This window comes from Pseudomonas sp. dw_612 (assembly GCF_018449725.1).
In the GTDB taxonomy this organism is placed as follows: Bacteria; Pseudomonadota; Gammaproteobacteria; order Pseudomonadales; family Pseudomonadaceae; genus Aquipseudomonas.
Map to the genome: position 1 here is coordinate 68543 of NZ_JAAVVC010000022.1, position 19580 is coordinate 88122.

The following is a 19580-nucleotide window of genomic DNA, read 5'->3' on the forward strand; positions in this document are numbered from 1 at the left end:
GTGATCGCCGATGTTGATGCGAGGCTGCCTCGTGGAAAAGGACGGCTTGAGGTCCTCGCCGATACACAGGGCGGCGTTCGCCGCCCTGTTCATCCCCCGCTCTCAGGAAAGATGCACCCGCCATTGCGGACCAGCGCCTTCACTTCCTCGCTCGCCTGCATGGGGTTTTGACTGAATCGAGCAACCAAATCCTCGTGGCGCCGCACGTACGACTTCGAATCATGCTTCGCGCTCCAGAGCACAATGTTGATCACGATGGGAATGAGGTCCAGGCCCTTCTCGGTCAACGTGTAGAAGTCCTTGCGCCTGTCGTCGGGGCTGGGTGCCTTTGAGAGAACGCCTTGATCCTCAAGAAAGGCCAGTCGGGAGGCAAGCACATTGGTCGCGATTCGCTCTTCCGATTTCAGGAAATCGCCATACGTCTTCTTCCCCACAAAAACGATGTCGCGAATGATCAAGAGCGACCACCGGTCGCCGAAAATCTCCACGCCGTAGTTCACCGCGCAATGGGACCGAAAGTCTTCTTTAAGAGTTGTCTTCATGGCGGGATCTTAGCATCGCTTGCATGTCGCAAGTAAAACTCAATAGATCACTTGCTTTTTGCAAGTGAAGAGACCAGCATGGATCGCACGTTGAATGAGTTCGCCGGATCACCAGCAGCTTTGGAATGACCCTCGGACTGCGCCCGCTGGACACCGGACCGTTGCTCATGGCGCGAACGCTGGAGCACGTCTGCCTGCTGTCGCTGGGCCTTATCGCCCACTCCGTCCAGCGCACCGACTTCTCACTCGGCGTTAGCCATCTCGGCTGAGCGTTCCCGTATCACCCCGTCTCGCATCACATCACGCACATGGAGCAGTCACATGCACGTTTTAGTCACCGGCGGAACCGGCCATATCGGTTCGTACATCATCCCCGAGCTCATCGCTGCCGGCCACGAGGTCACCGGCCTGGCGCGGTCGGACAAGTCCGCGGCTGCACTGTCCGCACTCGGCGCCAAGGTGCGTCACGGGGATATTTCCGACCTTGAAGGGCTCAAGGCAGCAGCGGCGGCGTTCGACGGCGTCATCCACGTCGCGCACAGGCAAGATCTGCTGCCCTCTGGCGGGATCGACGCCGTGGCCGCTGCGGAACTCCAGATCATGCTCGCGTACGGCGAGGCGCTGGCTGGAAGCGGCAAGCCGCTGGTCGTGTCGGGGAGCATCGGCGCGCCCGGGTGGGAAAAGCTGGGCCGGCCAGCTACGGAGGAAGACCCGTCACTTCCCGGCGGCGATGCGTACAAGGGGACGCTGCGGGTTCGTAACGCCGTCGAGCTCGCCGTCATCGGCCTCGCGGAGCGGGGCGTGCGGTCGTCGATCGTGCGGATTCCTACGATTGCGCACAGCACGACCGACGTCGCCTTCCTGCCATTGTTGATTGGGCTGGCGAAGGAAAAGGGCGTCATCGGTTACCCGGGAGAAGGCGCGAACCTGTGGCCGGCCGTTCACGCCCGTGACCTTGCCATCTTGTTTCGCCTGGCGCTGGAGAAGAGCGAGGCAGGCAAATATTGGCATGGGGTCGAGAGTGAGGGCATCCCGTTCCGTACCATCGCCGAGGCCATTGGCAGCCGTCTGAGCGTGCCGGCCGTGAGCATTCCTGCGGACGTACTGATGCTGCCGGGCTACTTTGGCTTCCTCGCGAATCTGGTCACGCTGGACCTCCCGGCGTCCAACCTCATCACCCGCCAGACCCTCGGTTGGGAGCCTGCCCAACCCGGCTTGCTCGAGGATATGGACAACGGCCATTACTTCCCTGTCGACTGATTTGAGTTGAGTAGGTAGCCGGGTCGCAACTGGCCCGGCGGACAGCAATTTCACCAGGAGACTGCACATGAGCACTATCAGCATCATCGGTTCAGGCGGCATGGCCGCTGCGATCGCCGGTCGTACCGCCAACGCTGGACACACCGTTGAGGTGATCAGCCGCGACCCCGCCAAGGCGCAGACGCTGGTCGACAAGCTCGCAGCCGGCGCGACCACAGGCACCTATGGGGCCGCACCGGCCGGCGACATCGTCATCCTCGCCGTGCCGTACACCGGTGCGGCGTCGGTGTTGGCCGACTATGGGAACGCACTCGACGGCAAGGTGATCATCGACATCACCAACACGGCCTCTCCGGACCTTACTGGCCTTGTCTCTCCCGCCGGCAGTTCGGGTGCGCAGGAGATCGCCAGGATCGCCCCCGCCAGCGCGCATGTCGTGAAGGCATTCAACACCCTCTTCGGTCACGTCCTTGCCAAGGGAGGCCTCCTCGACGCGTTCATCGCCGCCGACGATCCTGAGGCCAAGGCGCGCGTCTCGACGTTCATCAAGAGTCTCGGGCTGCGTCCGCTGGATGTCGGCGGCTTGCACATGGCCCAGACGCTCGAGGCGCTCGGTCTGATGATGATCGGCCTGGCGAAAAATGGCGCCGGCACGTGGAACATCGCCTTGAACGTCGATATCGGCTGAATCGCCGACACCACGCCCCTCACCGGCAGGTCCACAAGGTATCTGAAGAGAGCGGATGCGCTCAGAAGCGGAGAGATTTCGATGAACGCACCAAAAAATGTCCAGGTTGTTAAGGACTTCTTTACAGCAATGGGCGGCAGCGATACGCGAGATCTCCTGGCGCTGACTTGCGAAGGTATTGAATGGATCATTCCGGGCGAGGACTGGCCGCTGGCTGGCACGTACCGCGGGCACGCGGGATTGGCAGATCTGCTTCAGAAGGCTTCCGAAAAGATGGAAACATCAGTCATGGAGTTCCACGAATTCGTAGCGCAGGGAGACCGGGTTCTGGTCGTCGGCTTCGCCAGAGGGAGAATGAAAGCCACGAACAGGAGGTGGGAGGACGATTGGGTCTTCGCCATTACTGTGCGAAATGGAAAGCTGACGCACATCCGGGAGTATATCGATACGCAAGCACTGGCGCGGGCCTGCGAGATGGACGCGAGCTCCTTGCCCTGATCCATTGAGCCCACTTGAAAAAATGAGGATTGATGATGCTTAACAATAAAGAAATTATCAGAGAACTGTATGCCGCTGGAGAGGGCAGCGGGAAGGACATCGCGAAGTTTGTCTCTTTCTTCTCGGAAGAAGGATATATGCGCGACATTCCTACCGGATTGAAATTACATGGGCAGGCTATCGGCGACGCTATCGACGCATTCGCAAGTGCATTTCCTGATGTTCACCGCGAGCTATTTAACCTCTATGTCGCGGGGGATGTAGTCGTCGTCGAGCTCTCCATTCGGGGGACGCATAAAGGTGAACTGACACTGGCCTCAGGCACTGTCGCTCCAACCGGCAAGGTAATAGATGTTCCGTGCTGTGACGTTTTTCACCTTGAGGGTGGCAAGGTCATATCCTTTAATTGCTACAACGCGGCTTCCGTCATGCAGCAGCAACTTGGCCTTGCCAGCTCCTGATGAGCGGCGTTGGGGACTGCATCAAGCTCTTCCTTAAAATCATAGAGGCAGCGAATTTTTTTCGCGCACAGCCTATGGATAGCGCTCGCAGCGCCGGCAGCCAAAGAGACGTTAATTGCCAGGCATCGGTGATCGCCGCTAAAAACATCGCAGCCTTCGGCAGCTCCTGCAAAAGAATGGCGTACACCCTGTAGGAGCTGCCGAAGGCTGCGATCTTGATCTTGATCTTGTGGCGAGGGCGCTTGCTCCCGTTGGGCTACGCAGCAGAACGATCGTACCCCAGCGTCATCGGTCGGGGGCTCGAAGCGTTCAGTTTTCACCCCGCAATTGCTCCGTAAGCCACTCAATCAACGCACCCACCTCAACCCGATCTTCCGCGCCATGGCGCCTGAAAACCGATATCGCTTCAGGTAAAGGAACGCTCTCAACACAAGGTCGCACCAACGCGCCGCTATCAATCAACCTCCCGGCGGTTCGGCGCCAGCCCATGGCGATTCCGTGCCCCTCGACGGCGGCCTGGAGCATCAAGGGGTAGCTGTCAAACACGGAGCCTTTCGGATAGCCCTCTAATGTCTGCCCAAAGGTTTGCAGCCATGTGTCCCATTCCATCAGGTGCGGTGGCGTGGCGTGATGGTGCAGGAGCGTGTGGCGGCGAAGATCGGTAATCCGCAGTGGCTGTCGGGCCGTCAGGTAATGCGGGCTGCACACGGGGAACACCTCATCGGCGGCGGTGAACGCCAGGACATGCACGCCGCTGGGGCGTCCGGTGCTTTGTAAGGCGACGTCGAAATGGTCATTGAATTCAGTCAGCGGCCGGGTAGTTGTCGCGACCTGGATTTCGATTTCCGGGTGCAGTTGGTGAAACGTTGAAAGGCGCGGCATCAACCAATAGAACGCTTCGCACAACTGGCACAGTAAAACGACACGGTTTTTGCGGGGTGATTCGCGAAGGGTGACGGCGCTGTCGCTGATACTTTGCAGCGCGGTGCTCACCACGCGCCCTAGTTCGCGTCCTTCCTGGGTCAGGAAGACGGCGCGGTTGCGGCGGCAGAAAAGCTTCAGCCCGAGATTTTCCTCAAGCCCACGGATCTGCCGGCTGATCGCTGCTTGAGTGATGTGTAATTCCTCGGCCGCCTTCGAAAAGCTTTCCAGTCGGGCCGCCGCTTCAAAGGGCAGCAAACTGGCAAGCGGCGGCAATGACTTCCCGAGCGTATTCATAATGAGAGGTTATGCATCCAGGACCGAGAACTCGTTTGTAGCACACCCTCGGTGCTGTGCAACATGCGCTGAACACCTCATGGATATGTCTGATGACCCTTGCTCACTCAAACATCCTCGCCGGCGTGGCCCTTGCCGTGGTCGCGACCCTGAGCTGGGCGCTGAACTTCATCGCCCCCTACGTCACTGGCGCCTACAGCATCTATGACTTGATGGTGGTCCGATTTCTGATCGCGGGTGCGCTGGGTGGGGTGGTCATGGTGGTCTGTCGCGCGCAGCTACGGTGCCTGCATCGCAACCAGCGGTTTCTCGCCGCCGGTCTCGGCATGACCGGATACCTCGGGTACAGCACCTGCATTGCCGGCGGCGTTATGTTTGGCGGTCCGGTGCTGACTCCCGCATTTATCGGCATGGTGCCGGTGTTGCTGGCGCTGCTCAGCAACGCCACCAACAAAACCCTTCCATGGCGCAGGCTCACGGTACCGCTGACATTTTTGACGAGTGGGCTTTTGCTGACAAACATCAGCAGTCTCCATCAACCCGTTGCGGCTCAAGGATCGTGGCTGATCGGGCTGATTTTTTCCGTCGGCGCCGTGGTGTTGTGGCTCGCGTTCAGCGTGCTCAACCAGAGGGCCCTTGAGAAACTCCCGGCCAATGCGTCAGGTATCTGGACCGGCCTCATGATGGCCGGCGCTGGAATAGGCACCTTGTGCTTGTTACCGGTTGTCCAGGCGCTCGGCCTGCTCAAGCTGATAACCCTGGGGTTCAGTGTTTCCGTGGCCGGCGGTCTGTATCTCTGGGGTCTGGTGATAGCGGTGATGTCCTCATTCGTCGGGGCCTGGGCGTGGAACTCAGCGTCGCGTCGCCTGCCCATGGTGCTTTCCGGGCAATTGATTTCACTGGAATCGCTGTTCGCGACAGTGCTCGGATTGTTTTTTCAGGGGCGGCTGCCGACACTTTTGGAAGCCGCGGGTCTTGCTGCGGTTCTCGTGGGTGTGGTCATGGCTGTTCGTATCATTCTGACTTCGATCGATCACTCTCCGAGCGCGGCGGCATCAATGACGCTTTAGCGCCGCCAACGCCACCGCATCCGCGCCAGCGGGAAAGTGCAGGCGCCCGGTTGTATCGTTCGCGGCTTGCCATACGGCTTCGGCCACGTCGATTTCGGTGGTGTAGTGGGCGTTGCCCAGAGACGCGAAAATACGCTGTGCAAAGTCGGCGTAGGCTTCGGGAATCATCCCGGCCATTCGGTCGCCGGCATTGTCACCGAAGCGTGTGGTGGGGGCGTAGCCCGGCTCTACGAGTTTGGCGCTGATGTTGAAGGTGGCCAATTCCAGGGCGAGTGATCCGGTAAACCCTTCGATGGCCTGTTTGCTGGCGGTGTAAACCGCGACCATGGGCATCGAGGCCAGGGTCGCGCTGCTGGTGACGTTGATCACTGCTCCTGAACGACGCGCGCGCATCTGTGGAATCACCGCCTGGGTCATCGCCATGACGCCGAATGTGTTGGTTTCAAACACCTCCCGCGCCGCTGCCATGGGTGTGGCCTCGAACGCACCGAACAGGCCAATGCCCGCATTATTGACGAGGACGTCAATCGGTCCGCTGGCTTGCATGACAGCGGCGATGCTCTGCGCGCACGTCACATCGAGTGCCAGGATTTTCAGGCGTTCCGAGCCGGGCAGCAACGCTTCATCGGGTTTACGCATGGTGGCGACGACGTTCCAGCCTTGGGCATGGAAGTGGCGCGCCGTTTCAAGGCCGTAGCCTGAGGAGCAACCGGTGATCAAAACTGTTTTCATTGGCATGTTTCCAGAGCGTGGTGGGTTGATCACAGGATAGTTCTGATGGTTTGGATGATCTATAATCAAAAGTCCTTATTACGTTGGCGTTAGTCCAAAAATGAGTGATCCACTTTCCGACGTTGTTGCGCTGCTCAAACCGCGCGCCGTGTTCTCCAAAGGCATCAGCGGTGCCGGGCGCTGGGGCGTGCGTTATGCCGAGTTTGGCCTGCCGAGTTTCTGCGCGGTGCTGGAGGGTAGTTGTCGCCTGGCCATCGACGGACAACCTGAACTGATCCTGCAGGCAGGCGATTTCCTGTTGTTGCCGAAGACTCCAGCGTTCACGCTCTCGGGGTTCGATGCGGTAGAACCGGTCACGATGGTTCCCGTTTACGGCACCACCCAGGTCGACGAATTGCGCCACGGCAATCCCGACGGCCCCGTCGATGTACGCTTGCTGGGCGGCCATTTTGATTTCGAATCACCCGACGCTTCCCTGTTGGTGGCGATGCTGCCAGCGCGCGTGCATGTGCGCGGCGTCGAGCGTCTGGCAACGTTGGTTCGGCTGGTGCGTGAGGAATCGATGGCACAGGAAGCGGGGCGTGAGTTCATCCTCACGCGGTTGGTGGAGGTGTTGCTGATCGAAGCGCTGCGCGCGATATCCGATGAGCAGACCCCCCTCGGCTTGTTGCGCGGATTGGCAGATCCGCGTCTGTCCAAAGCCCTGCGGGAAGTGCACGGCGACCTGGCTCAGCCGTGGACCGTCGTGCAAATGGCAGCCATCGCTTCGCTGTCCCGTTCAGCCTTTTTCAAGCGTTTCACGGACACCTTGGGCCAGGCGCCGATGGAATACTTGCTGACGTGGCGGATGGCCGTGGCCAAGGATTTGTTGCGACGCACCCAGCAGGGGATGACCGAGATTGCCGACCGTGTGGGCTATCGTTCGGCCAGTGCATTCAGCACAGCGTTCACCCGTCACGTCGGCGTCCCGCCCAGCCACTACGCCAGACGCGCGTCATAGAAGGGTTTGACGGCATCATTAAGCCTATCAATAGCAACCATTGATTCAATGAAGTTCTCTTATCGAAACCGCGGCGTAAGATCGGCTCCATACCCAACCACTGCACACCGGAGCACACACTCATGAAACGCCAAACTATTCTCGGCATCGCGTTCTCGATCTTCGCACTGAATGCTTTTGCCGCGTCTTCTGCCCAACCTGTCGTTGCTGAAGGCGGCTCGGATCATCTGATACAGAATCGTGTCGCCGAAGGTGGCGCTGATCGCCTGCTGGAAAAACGCACTGTTGCGGAAACCTCGGATCGTTTATTCAGCGACGCCGTTGCCACTAATAATACTGACCCATTGTTCAGCGACGCTGTTGCCGCTAATGAGACTGATCCGCTGTTCAGCGACGCCGTTGCCGCAACTGAAACCGATCCGCTGTTCAGCGATTCTGTTGCCTCTGATGGTTCGGATCATCTGAAAGGCAACCAGGTTGCCGAAAGTGGTGCAGACCGTCTGATTGAACGCCGTGCCGCCTGAATGCATGGTTTGACCGCAGTACTCGGCGAAAGCCCGGCCTTATCCGCCGGGCTTCTTTTTGCGAGTGGGATGCGCGTCTTGGTTGTTAAAAAAACCAGCCTTCTGAGCAAACTCAATAAACCGTTTATTCGCCAATGAAAGGTATTCATTGGCGCGCCAGCACAAGCTGAAATTCATGATCTGTGCCGGGTTGAAGGGCGCGCCCATAATGCAACGCTTGGGTTCCAGTGCTCGGGCGCTATCGGGTGAAATAGCTTCTGAGGTCGTCAATCAAACCTGGCCCGTTTGGCTGCCAACCCAACCGTGTTTGTGTCTTCGTGCTCATGCTCGACATGTCCTTCCCCACAAAGCTCGATAGCCAACCGAAAGTCGCCATCGCTTCATCCGCTGGCACCGCCACTGTAGGCACGCCCAGACCTTCGCCGATTGTTTCAGCAATCAGGCGAAAAGAGAGGCTGGATTCGGCAGTGGCGTGGTAACGAGCGCCTGGTTGGTGCTTTTCCAGCGCCAGGCGATACAAGTGCGCAGTATCCGCAACGTGAGCGGCGGACCATTGATTAAGGCCTTCATCGATATAGGCTGAAACTCCCTTTTCCCGTGCCTGCTTGATGACCTCGGTGACCAGACCTTGTTTGTGCGGATTGTGGATTTGTGAAAGCCGCATCACCACCACGTTGACCCCGCGTTGTAATAGCGCCTCCCCAGCCAATTCCGATGCGATCCGAGGGTGGGGATGCTCCGGGTCAAAGTGATCCTCATCGGCGGGCTGTCCTGGTGATGGCGAGCCCATCGGCGTGCCGGACGTGATGATCAACGGGCGCTCAGAACCTTCCAGCGCTGAACCCAAGGCCGAAATAGCACGTGAGTCCTTCTGACAGTTAGCGACGAAGTGTGAAAAGTCGTGATCGAACGCTGTGTGGATGACGGCATCGCACGCTTCGGCACCGCGCTGGAGGCTGGCGAGGTCTTCGATATTGCCGTGGTGGGGCTCGGCACCCATCGCCAGCAACTCCCGAGCACCCGCGTCTGAGCGCGTCAGCCCCAACACCTGGTGACCTGCGTTGAGCAATTCGCGGGCGACCTGGGCACCAATAAAGCCTGTTGAACCGGTAAGAAATACGCGCATGTCTGAAATCTCTCTTTGCGGAAGTCAGGAGAGTGCGCGTAACGTTTATCCAGTTAAAGGTGTGACGTTATCAGGGTATAAAAACTAACAGGATCATCATGGCAAGCCAGTCTGCTCATCTGTTGGGAACGTATTTGAAGGATTGCCGGGCGCGCCTGGACCCCGCCAGTTTTGGTTATTCCGGCGCCCGTCGACGCACTCCGGGATTGCGTCGAGAGGAGGTTGCGCACCGGGCGAACATCAGCGCGACCTGGTACACGTGGCTGGAGCAAGGACGCGGTGGCGCACCCTCCGTGCAGGTGTTGAACCGAATTGCTCAAAGCCTGTTGATGACCGAGCCGGAGCGCGAGCACTTGTTCATGCTCGCCTTTGGTCATCCCCCCGAAGTTGTCTACTGCGCGCCAGAGGGCGTGACGCCGCGCTTGCAACGAATTCTGGATACCCTCGAACTCAGCCCCGCTTTTATTAAAACCGCCACTTGGGATGTGCTGGCCTGGAACAGCGCTGCGGCGGCAGTGTTTACTGACTACAGTCTGCTGCCAGTGGAGCAGCGCAACATCCTGCGCCTGATGTTTTGCAACCCCGGCGCCCGGGCCAGGCAAGACGATTGGCAGGCGGTCGCGCGTTTCATCGTCGCTTCTTTTCGGGCCGAGACTACCCGCGCCGGAGCGGCCTCTGAAGTGATCAAACTCGCCGATGAACTATGCAGCCTGAGCCCGGATTTCTCGGCATTGTGGCGTGACAATGACGTTCGTCTACAGGGTGAAGGAACCAAGCGTCTGCGGCATGCAACCCATGGCGTTATCGAACTGGAATACTCCGGCTTCGCAGTGGACGGTCGCCCGGATCTATCGATGATCGTCTACAACCCGGTTACGAGCGTTGATGCCGATCGCGTGCGGGCGATTGTGGAAAGGCATTTGGCATTGGGAAGTGTTGCGTTGAGCTGATGGGGTGTGAGCAGGGCAGGGGAAAGCATCACCCGTTTAGCTTTGGGGATTTTGCAAACGGCTGCTCCTGGGCCAATGGCTGACAGCCCAAAAGGGCAGCTACTGACCGTAAGTCGTCATGATTTTGCCTATCGACAACCGCTTGAATTTTGGAAGATGAGAATTTTGGATGTGCGCAAGAAGTTGCGCAGTTAGTTGGCGAAATCAGGCTTAAAAATCGCTGCAAGCCCCGCCGTTAAAGGCCTACAGCCAAGTGCGCAAGAAGTTGCACAGTACTGCGCAACTTCTTGCGCAACTTCTTGCGCACTTTGACGCCTTTTCCTACGGTCAAACTCGAAAAAATCCTACGCATCGGCCGCAAACCCTTGATGCCTAATGGCTCACCGAGGGCTGGCACAACTTTTGATATCTCCTTCGACACCTGGACAGGCAATCACGCCGTCCGGTCCTGTCTTTCAAGCAAGGAGAGCACCCCCATGGCAACACCTGCCTACATGTCCGTCACTGGCGAAAAACAAGGTCTGATCACTGCCGGCGCGTTCACCGCCGACTCGGTTGGCAACACGTATCAAGAAGGTCACGAAGACCAAGTCATGGTTCAGGCGTTCAGCCACGACGTGATCATCCCGCGTGACCCGCAGTCCGGCCAACCCACCGGTCAGCGCGTTCACAAGCCAGTTGTGATCACCAAGGTCTACGACAAGGCTTCGCCACTGCTGCAAGCGGCGCTGACCTCCGGCGAGCGCATGAGCGAAATCGTGATCCAGTGGTACCGCACTTCGGCTCAAGGCACCCAAGAGCACTACTACACCACCAAACTGGAAGACGCGATCATCGTCGCCATCAACAACAAAATGCACAACTGCCAGGACCCGTCGAACTCGCACTTCACGCACCTGGAAGAAGTGCAGTTCACCTACCGCAAAATCACCTGGACCCACGAAGTCTCCGGTACTTCGGGTTCCGATGACTGGCGTCTGCCGGTCGCCTGATTCAGGTCGACTGCTGTACCGCCTCGGTCCGCGCTGCGGGTCGGGGCGGTTTGTCCCCTTAAAGCATTTTTTGCAGTCGTCGCTGGTTGACGCCTGCCGTAACAGCGCATGAGGAACACGGAATGTTCGCACCGGCCAATCAGACCCACTTTGCCCTGACCATCGACGGGGCTGACAGCCCCTTTCAGGTGTTGTCCTTCACTGGCCGGGAAGCGCTCAATCAGCCGTTCGAATTCGAACTGGAGCTGGTCAGCGAAAAGGCTTCGCTGAACCTCGAAAGCCTGCTGCACAAACTGGCGTTTTTGCAGCTCGCGCCAAGTGGCAGCGGCATCCATGGGTTGGTCTACAGCATTGCCCAGGGCGAGGCGGGCAAGCGCCTGACCCGCTATAAAATCTCGCTGCGCCCGCAATTGGCGTACCTGGCGCACCGGGTCAATCAGCGCATCTTCCAGCAAATGACCGTGCCGCAGATCATCAGTCAGGTGCTGGAGGAACACGGGATCCTCGCCAGCGAACACAAGTTCCAGCTCAGCGCGGTGTACCCCGAGCGCATCTATTGCGTGCAGTACGACGAGTCCGACCTGCACTTCGTTCAGCGCCTGTGCGAAGAAGAGGGCATTCACTACCACTTCCAGCACAGCGCCAGTGCCCATCTGTTGATGTTCGGCGATGACCAAACGGTGTTCCCGAAACTTGAGCCGGTGACCTATCAGCAGGACACCGGACTGGTCGCCGATCAGCCGGTGATCAAGCGTTTCGGCCTGCGTATGATCACCCGCACCAGCCGCACCACGCGCCGTGATTACGATTTCACCAAACCGAAAATCGAACTGGAAAGCGACGCCAAGAGCGCGGCCAAACCGGACCTCGAAGACTACGATTACCCCGGTCGTTTTGTCGACCGCGAGCGCGGCAAGCACCTGGCCAATCGCGCCCTGGAAAGACACCGCAGCGACTACCGGTTGGCCGAAGGCACCGGCGATCAGCCGCTGCTGGTGACCGGGCATTTCCTCGCCCTGACCGATCACGCCAACCCGGCGTGGAACGACCTGTGGCTGCTCACCGAAATCTTCCACGAAGGCAAACAGCCGCAGGTGCTGGAAGAGGTGATCAGCAGCGACGTCACCGACCTGAAAGACGATTTCCATCAGGGTTATCGCAATCGCTTCAGCGCCACGCCGTGGGACGTGCCGTACCGCCCGCCGCTGGATCATCCAAAACCCAAAGTTCTCGGCACCCAGAGCGCGGTGGTCACCGGCCCGGAAGGCGAAGAGATTTTCTGCGACCATTACGGCCGGGTAAAAGTGCAGTTCTTCTGGGACCGCGAAGGCCAGCACGACGACAAAACCAGTTGCTGGATGCGCGTCGCCTCGAACTGGGCCGCGCAGACTTTCGGCTCGATCAACCTGCCGCGCGTCGGCATGGAAGTGCTGATCACCTTCCTTGAAGGCGATCCCGACCAGCCGCTGATCACCGGGTGCCTGTACCACGGCGCCAACCTGCCACCGTACAAACTGCCGGACTTCAAGACCCTGGCGACGGTCAAGAGCAAGGAATACAAGGGCAGCCGCGCCAACGAATTGCGCATCGACGACACCACCAGTGAGATCAGCATTGCGCTGCGCAGCGATCATGGCGCCAGCGCGATCAACCTCGGTTACCTGACCCATCCACGCCCGTCCGGCGGCCAGCCGCGTGGCGAAGGTTTTGAACTGCGTACTGACCGCCATGGCGCGGTGCGCGCGGCCGCCGGTTTGTTGATCACCACCGAGCCGCGACCGAACGAATCCAAACACCACAAAGACCTGCCGGAAACCGCCGAACGCCTGGCCACGGCCAGCGAACAGCAAGACGGTTTTGCGATTCAGGCCAAGGAACTGCAAGCCCAGGAAGCCGGTGATCAGGACGACGTGGCCAAAGCGCTGCACGCGCAGCACCAGGGCATCCTGGGTAACGGCCCGGCAAACATGAGCGCCAACGAGTTTCCCGAGTTCACCGAACCGCATCTGGTCCTCGCCAGTCCGGCCGGCATCGCCCTGAGCACTCCGCGCTCCAGCCACATCGCCACCGGCGAACACCTGGCGTTGAGCAGCACCGGCCACACCAGTCTGTCGATCGGCAAACGCCTGCTGGCCAGTGCCAGTCAGGGCATGCGTCTGTTTGTGCAAAACCTCGGTTGGCGGCTGGTCGCGGCCTCCGGTGACATCGACATCCGTGCCTTGAAGGACAGCATCAACCTGCTGGCCAAACTCAACATCACCGCCAACGCCGACCGCATCACGATTACCGCGAAAACCGAACTGGTGATCCAGGGCGGCGGCAGCGCCACGACCTACAACGCCGGCGGCATCACCCACGCCACCACCGGGCCGTACACCGCGCATGCGGCGAACTTCGCCTACACCGGGGCGAAAAGTCTCGCGGGTGTGTTCCCCGAACCACCAAAACCGGGCAAGGGCAATCTGGAATTGTTCAACCAGTACGCCGGGTTTCAGGGGATCAAGGGTGGCGATTTCGAAGTGGTTGATGCGTTGGGCAAAAGCCTCAAAGGCACGCTGGATGCCAAGGGTTTTGCGACGGTCTCCGGGGCTGCACCGGGCCCGGCGCGGGTGATGTTCGGCAAGGACCCGGCGGACACCTGGAGCGATGGCAGCTACATCGGTAAACCGGAATGGCCGCTGCAACCACCGGGCGCCGAGGACGTCCCCGGCCCGGTGCAATCGTTGGTCGCGCAAATATTGCCGAGCAAGAACTGGGACGTGCTGGAACAAGGCAAAAGCCTGGCGCAGACCGGCATGAACGCCGTGCAAACCGCCCAAGGCGCGATGCAAACAGCGCAGCAAGTCAAAGGCGTGGTGCAGGGCGGCGTGGCCGGGTTGCCGAAACTCGCCAGCGCCGCGATGCCGAGTGCGTCGAGCCTGCTCGGCGCGGCGAGCAGGAGCGGCAAGTTGCCGAGTCTGCCGGCGGTAACACCTCCCAAGACCTCCTTTAAAACCCCGGGCCTGTTGGCGGGTGAGATGCTGTCATGACCACTGAAATCGTAAAGCGTGAACCGCAGGTTGCTATCGTTCCGCTGAGTGCCATTGACGTTCAGGACGTCGCCAGCAGCGCGGCGGTCTTCGACGCCTGGCTGCAATCCGCCAGCGGTGGCGTAGTCACCCTCGACCGGATCAAGAACGTTGCCGGCGCCTTGCCGGTGGTGGGCAACATCATGGCGCTGGTCGATGCACTGGGTGACATCGTCACCCTGTCCAACGCCCAGAAACGCGACCTGCTGGCGTGGGCCAGTCTGGGAATCAACCTGATCGGTGTGTTGCCACTGCCACCGGCCATGGCGGCGGCGCGCATGACCCTGCGCCCGACCCTGTTTCTGGTGCGTCAGGAAATGAAGGCCACCACCAAAGCGCTGCTCAGTGCATCCGTGATCGAAATCCTGATCGGGCACTTGAACGCGTCCATCGTCGGCACCCTCGATGACTTCGTGGAGCAAGCTAAAGGCAAGCTGCCCGGCATCCTGGCGGACGCCGGCAAGCTCGGCGAAGACGTCATCAACGAAATCGCCAAAGGCCTTGAAGCGGTGGCCAACGGCAAGCTCGATGCCAAGGGGGATGCGCAGGCCGCCAGCCAAAAAATCAGCGCGGTGGGTGACCAGCTTCTGAACGATCCTCTCGCGGCAATTGGCAACATTTTCGGGGCTGCGGCCAGTGCTTATAAAGCGGCTGGCAAGGGCTTGGCCAACAGCGCAGCCGATCACCTGCTGCCCGATGACATCAAAGAACGAGTGGCCACTGAGACCAAGAAGCTGCGGGCGATGGGGCCTGAACTGCGCACCCAGTTGAGCAAGCTTGACGATGAGTCGGTGCAAAACTCCATCGGCTGGTTGCTGCTGATCCTCTCCGGCGCCGTCACCGTCTGGCGCAAGCGCAATGCTCATGGTCAGAGCGCCGGGGTCAAACCTGACAAGACCAGTCAGGCCAAGCGCACGGAGTCCGAAGGTGGTTTGGGGGCCAACAGTCATCAGGCACCAGCCACGAATGCCGCCAATGGCAAGAAAAATGCCACTTGTACCGGCACCTGCAACAGCATCAGTTTTGCCTTGGGTTCGGAAAGCCTCAGCCACACCGATTTCAGCCTGCCGGGGCCGTTCTCGGTGGAGTGGACCCGCACCTACAACTCGCGCCTCGGGACCTACGATCAAAGCGAACTCGGCGCCCGCTGGATCACCGAGTTCACCACCCGTTTCGACTGCGTTAACGATGGCCTGAAGTTCCACGACGCCGACGGTCGCAGCCACGCCTATCCGCTGCCCAAAGTCGGCCTGTTCCACTACGACGCCATCGAAAACATCACCCTGGTACGCAGCAGCGAAGACCAGCTCCTGCTGTGCCGTGGTTTCGAGCGCAAGGAAACCTACGTCCGCCATGGCCAGCGTTATGTGCTGACGAACGTCTTGCTGCGCAACGGCGCCGGGATCATGCTGCATTACGAGCATCGTCACGGTGAGCAATCGGTGCTGTCGGACCTGATCACTTACCAGGAAAACGACTTCAGCAAAGTGCACCTGCACCTCGGCACGCTGATCGATGATTACGGCCGGTTGATCGGCCTTTGGCAAATTGTTGACGGTGCTCCGTTGCGCCAACTCTGTGCCTACCAGTACGACGCATATGGCGACCTGATTCAGGCCCAGGACGAGAACGGTGCCGCTTGGTCCTATCGGTACCAGCATCACCTGATCACCCGTTACGCCGACCGCACTGCTCGCGGCATGAACCTGGAATGGCAAGGTACCGGCGCTGATGCCAAGGCCATCCGCGAATGGGCCGACGACGGCAGTTTCGACACCCGTCTGGAATGGGACGAAAACATCCGCCTGACCTACGTCACCGATGCCCATGGCAACGAGACCTGGCACTACTACGACATCCTTGGCTACACCTACCGCATCCGCCATCCGGATGAGCGCTCGGAGTGGTTCTTCCGCGATGACGCCAAGAATGTGATTCGTCATGTCCGTACGGATGGCAGCACGGATCGCTACACCTACGACGAGCGTGGCAATCGCCTTCAACACATCCGCGCCGACCACACCGTGATGCATTACGCCTATGACGATCAGGACTTGCTGATCAAGATCAGCGATGCCGAGGGCGGCCAGTGGCAACGGGCCTACGACGATCAGGGCAACCTGGTCGAAACGGTCGATCCCCTGGGCAATAAAACCGAATACGCCTACAACAAATCCGGCCAACCCACTGCGATCAAAGACGCCAATGGCAACGAAAAAGCCCTGGCCTACAACGACGCCGGGCAGTTGGTGGAATACGTTGATTGCTCGGGCAAGACCAGTGCCTGGGAGTACAACGAACTCCGGCAGATGATTTGTTTCACCGATCCGGCCGGGCAGAGCACTGAGTACGAATACAAGGCCGGGCAGTTGGTGTTGATCAAACACCCGGACAAAACCGAAGAACGTTTTGAGCGTGATGCCGAAGGTCGGCTGTTGGCGCATGTTGATGGGTTGGATCGCTGCACCACCTGGAGCTACAACGCCATTGGATTGATCGCCGAGCGGGTTGATGCTGCCGAGCAAACCTTGCGCTATCGCTGGGACCGCCTCGGGCAATTAGTCGTCCTGGAAAACGAAAACGAACAACGCGCGCACTTCCACTACGACCCGGTCGGTCGCCTGCTGGAAGAAACCGGCTTCGACGGCCGCACCACCCGCTATCAATACGACGCTCAGACCGGGCGCCTGGCCCACACTGTCAACGGCGAACGCGTGATCTCGGTCAACTTCGACCCCATGGGCCGTTTGACTGAACGTCGCGCCAGCCTAGGCGACAAGTCGCAAAGCGAGATCTTCGCCTACGATGGCAACGGCAATCTGGTCATGGCCAACAACGCTGACAGCCGTCTGCAATGGTTCCACGACCCGGCGGGCAACCTGCTACGCGAACACCAGCATTACCTCGGCCTGGAACATCCCACGGTCGCGATCTGGCAGCACGAGTACGATCTGCTCAACCAGCGTGTCGCCACCGTGCGCCCGGACGGCCATCGTGTCAGTTGGCTGACTTACGGCAGCGGCCACTTGCTGGGTCTGCGTTTGGACGATCACGAACTGATCGGCTACGAACGCGACGACCTGCACCGCGAAGTCGCCCGCCACCAAGGCAACCACCTGCTGCAAACGCAGAAATGGGACCCGGCCGGACGCTTGCAAGAGCAACTGCTGGGGTGCAGCGACGACCTGTCCACGCTGCTCAAGCGTGAGTACACATACGATGCCGCTGGCCAACTGACTGACATCAACGACAGCCGTCGCGGCCCGCTCGCGTATCGCTACGATCCGGTCGGCCGACTGCTCAGCGCCACCACCCGCCAAGGCGTGGAAACCTTCGCCTTCGACCCGGCCAGTAACCTGCTCGACGACAAAACCGCCGAAATCCGCCGTCCACTGGATCAAACCCCGCCGCGAAGCAAACTGGTCGACAACCTGCTGCGCGAATACGCCGGCACCCACTACGACTACGACGAACGCGGCAACCAGATCCAACGCTGGCACAACGGCACCCGCAGCGACCTGCAATGGGACCTGTTTGATCGGCTCGTGCATTTCGAAGACCCGCGCCTGGCCGTCGATTTTGCCTACGACGCGTTAGGACGACGCCTGCACAAAAACTCCACGGCCCACTACAAACAGCGCCCCGAGGCCGGCTCGCAATGGAACCGCAGCGAACACGCGCGCAAACAACGCGAATACGGCTGCGGCTTCACCCTCTACGGCTGGGACGGCGACAACCTCGCCTGGGAAAGCAGCCCGGCACAAACCGATGGGGCGCCGGGCCGCACCGTCCACTACATCTTCGAACCCGGCACCTTCGTCCCGGTCGCCCAAGCCGTGCGCCACGCACCGATCAATCTGCTCGGTCAACCGGATTACAGCGGCGAGTACAGCCTCGATGAGGATCCGTTGTGGAATCACAAGGCAACGGTCTCAGCGTTTGATGCACTCGCCTGGTACCAATGCGATCACCTGGGCACCCCGCAGGAACTGACCGACCCGCAGGGCAACATGGCCTGGACTGCGCAGTACAAGGCGTGGGGGCAAGCGACGGAGCAGCGCTCGGAATGGGCGCGGCAGCATGGCGTGGTGAATCCGATACGGTTCCAGGGGCAGTACCACGATCATGAGACGGGCCTGCATTACAACCGGTATCGGTACTATGATCCGGGGGTTGGGCGGTTTGTTAGTCAGGACCCGATTAGTTTTGCCGGGGGGACGAATTTCTATCAATACGCGTCCAATCCTGTCATATGGATTGACCCGCTTGGGCTCGCTGCTGATGGGCAGTTAGGTACGTATGGTAGCCTCAATGGCGGTAGCAATGTCGGTGATCAGTTGGAGGTACATGAACTCGTCAGGCATGAGTCTCTCGTTCAAATGGGGTGTGCTAATAAAAGGCGCCGCAACAAGGCCAACCCATCTATTGCTATAGACCCGACAAGACATGACGCTATTCACTCGAACGAAAACGCTTTGGCGCGAACTCATCTAGGCTTGGGGGTTAATGAATTTGATTTTGACCCAGCAACGGGTAAACCGTCTAAGCGGCAAATGGACGTTTGGCAAGGGGCCATTCGTCAGTCGGGAATATCAGCTTCACAGGCCCGACGGCTTAGAAAGCGCTCGGGTCAATATGTAAATTCACTTAACTGCTGCTGCGATCAATAACTGAGTGGAGAGATGCGGATGTTTAACGAACTGATTTTTAGCCATGAACCGCCTACAATTCATGATGCCTATGCGGGCGGTGGTGTCTATCTTCCAAATCATATGTCTTGGCCTTGCTCGGCTGACGGAACCCCTCTCACACATCTAGCTTCTTTTCCTGGAAGTTGGTTTTCAGATGAGTTGATGGATAAAACGTATTGGGTTTCTGTGTTTGTACCTTACGTATCGGGTGAAGTTGGTCACTATCGAAAGCTCCGCGCAAGTAATGGAGGGTCTGAAGCGGTTGTTTTAGGATATATTCGTGCAAGTGACGAACGAAATGAAGCCTCTGATAAGATTTTAGATTGCGGAAAAATCCTGCTTTCGGAAAATTCCGACTCAGATGATGATGAGAATTTAGCGTCTAAGTTGGATGGCGTAGATGCTTGGTTGCAGGCGCCTATTTCGTCAAATATAGGGCGTAGAAGAGTTTCTATTTATGGTGGTGATCTTGATGTTGCGCTACCTCGTAATAAAGGCATACTTTCGGATGGTATGGGCTACCTTTTTTTGAGTGAGAACTTTTCAGAGAAGGCGATCGCCGAAAATGGCAGGTTCTTTCTGCAGTTAGGTTAGAGCAAGATACTTGAGCGCTCAGAGTACAAAGGGTTCAAATTAGAGTTGGGTTGAAGCTTTTAATGCACGCACGAGAGTGAGCAGCAGCTTGAAATATGCTATTCGTTTGGGCGATTGCGCTAGTACTGAAGAAACGGCCGTCTTGTGTTGAGCGTGGAAGCTGTGG

At 59.1% G+C, this 19580-nt stretch carries 18 protein-coding genes; 13 read left to right on the top strand and 5 right to left on the bottom strand.

The window, feature by feature from the left end:
- Window positions 1–89: 89 nt before the first annotated feature.
- On the bottom strand, window positions 90–542 hold the full coding sequence (locus HB680_RS26470) for a helix-turn-helix domain-containing protein (protein ID WP_213941357.1): 453 nt from the start codon (window positions 540–542) through the stop codon (window positions 90–92).
- Window positions 543–667: 125 nt separating this feature from the next.
- Here HB680_RS26470 and HB680_RS26475 point away from each other — a divergent pair, with 125 nt between their 5' ends.
- The 5 genes from HB680_RS26475 (at window position 668) to HB680_RS26495 (ending at window position 3449) form a co-directional block, all read left to right on the top strand.
- The gene (locus HB680_RS26475; RefSeq protein WP_256735629.1) at window positions 668–811 is read left to right on the top strand and encodes a hypothetical protein; all 144 of its coding nucleotides are present in this window, start codon (window positions 668–670) and stop codon (window positions 809–811) included.
- Window positions 812–863: 52 nt separating this feature from the next.
- Window positions 864–1802, top strand: a complete 939-nt coding sequence (locus tag HB680_RS26480) for an SDR family oxidoreductase (RefSeq protein ID WP_213941358.1) — start codon at window positions 864–866, stop codon at window positions 1800–1802.
- Window positions 1803–1869: 67 nt separating this feature from the next.
- The gene (locus HB680_RS26485; RefSeq protein ID WP_213941359.1) at window positions 1870–2490 is read left to right on the top strand and encodes an NAD(P)-binding domain-containing protein; all 621 of its coding nucleotides are present in this window, start codon (window positions 1870–1872) and stop codon (window positions 2488–2490) included.
- 81 nt (window positions 2491–2571) lie between these two features.
- Window positions 2572–2988 carry a nuclear transport factor 2 family protein gene (locus tag HB680_RS26490; RefSeq protein ID WP_213941360.1) on the top strand — a complete coding sequence of 139 codons (417 nt, stop codon included), beginning with the start codon at window positions 2572–2574 and terminating at the stop codon, window positions 2986–2988.
- Between the two features lie 32 nt (window positions 2989–3020).
- Window positions 3021–3449 (top strand): ester cyclase, encoded by a 429-nt coding sequence (locus tag HB680_RS26495; RefSeq protein ID WP_256735630.1) that lies wholly within the window; start codon window positions 3021–3023, stop codon window positions 3447–3449.
- Window positions 3450–3758: 309 nt separating this feature from the next.
- Here HB680_RS26495 and HB680_RS26500 read toward each other — a convergent pair whose 3' ends face one another.
- Window positions 3759–4667, bottom strand: coding sequence for a LysR substrate-binding domain-containing protein (locus HB680_RS26500; protein WP_213941361.1), 909 nt, complete (start codon window positions 4665–4667; stop codon window positions 3759–3761).
- A 92-nt stretch (window positions 4668–4759) separates the two neighbouring features.
- On the opposite strand from HB680_RS26500, the gene HB680_RS26505 reads away from it, so the two are divergent.
- A complete protein-coding gene (locus tag HB680_RS26505) occupies window positions 4760–5737 on the top strand; it encodes a DMT family transporter (protein ID WP_213941362.1) in 978 nt (325 codons plus the stop codon).
- On the opposite strand, the gene HB680_RS26510 is transcribed toward HB680_RS26505, so the two are convergent.
- Window positions 5723–6469 (bottom strand): SDR family oxidoreductase, encoded by a 747-nt coding sequence (locus HB680_RS26510; protein ID WP_213941363.1) that lies wholly within the window; start codon window positions 6467–6469, stop codon window positions 5723–5725. The genes HB680_RS26505 and HB680_RS26510 overlap by 15 nt on opposite strands.
- 100 nt (window positions 6470–6569) lie before the next feature.
- Here HB680_RS26510 and HB680_RS26515 point away from each other — a divergent pair, with 100 nt between their 5' ends.
- Together HB680_RS26515 and HB680_RS26520 are read left to right on the top strand one after the other, a co-directional pair.
- Complete coding sequence (locus HB680_RS26515) at window positions 6570–7469, top strand: AraC family transcriptional regulator (protein WP_213941364.1); 900 nt, start codon at window positions 6570–6572, stop codon at window positions 7467–7469.
- 122 nt (window positions 7470–7591) lie between these two features.
- On the top strand, window positions 7592–7993 hold the full coding sequence (locus tag HB680_RS26520; protein ID WP_213941365.1) for a hypothetical protein: 402 nt from the start codon (window positions 7592–7594) through the stop codon (window positions 7991–7993).
- Between the two features lie 39 nt (window positions 7994–8032).
- Here HB680_RS26520 and HB680_RS26525 read toward each other — a convergent pair whose 3' ends face one another.
- On the bottom strand, window positions 8033–8200 hold the full coding sequence (locus HB680_RS26525) for a hypothetical protein (protein WP_213941415.1): 168 nt from the start codon (window positions 8198–8200) through the stop codon (window positions 8033–8035).
- Window positions 8201–8231: 31 nt separating this feature from the next.
- Window positions 8232–9119, bottom strand: a complete 888-nt coding sequence (locus HB680_RS26530; RefSeq protein WP_213941366.1) for an SDR family oxidoreductase — start codon at window positions 9117–9119, stop codon at window positions 8232–8234.
- A gap of 98 nt (window positions 9120–9217) precedes the next feature.
- On the opposite strand from HB680_RS26530, the gene HB680_RS26535 reads away from it, so the two are divergent.
- The 5 genes from HB680_RS26535 (at window position 9218) to HB680_RS26555 (ending at window position 19414) form a co-directional block, all read left to right on the top strand.
- A complete protein-coding gene (locus HB680_RS26535) occupies window positions 9218–10069 on the top strand; it encodes a helix-turn-helix transcriptional regulator (RefSeq protein ID WP_213941367.1) in 852 nt (283 codons plus the stop codon).
- A 476-nt stretch (window positions 10070–10545) separates the two neighbouring features.
- Window positions 10546–11061, top strand: coding sequence for an Hcp family type VI secretion system effector (locus HB680_RS26540; RefSeq protein ID WP_033058787.1), 516 nt, complete (start codon window positions 10546–10548; stop codon window positions 11059–11061).
- 122 nt (window positions 11062–11183) lie between these two features.
- Window positions 11184–14090, top strand: a complete 2907-nt coding sequence (tssI, locus tag HB680_RS26545; protein ID WP_213941368.1) for a type VI secretion system tip protein TssI/VgrG — start codon at window positions 11184–11186, stop codon at window positions 14088–14090.
- Window positions 14087–18799 carry an RHS repeat-associated core domain-containing protein gene (locus HB680_RS26550; protein ID WP_256735631.1) on the top strand — a complete coding sequence of 1571 codons (4713 nt, stop codon included), beginning with the start codon at window positions 14087–14089 and terminating at the stop codon, window positions 18797–18799. The genes tssI and HB680_RS26550 overlap by 4 nt, the downstream gene beginning before the upstream one ends.
- Before the next feature lie 18 nt (window positions 18800–18817).
- Entirely contained in the window at window positions 18818–19414 is a 597-nt protein-coding gene (locus HB680_RS26555) for a hypothetical protein (protein WP_213941369.1), read from the top strand.
- The last annotated feature ends 166 nt before the right edge of the window (window positions 19415–19580 follow it).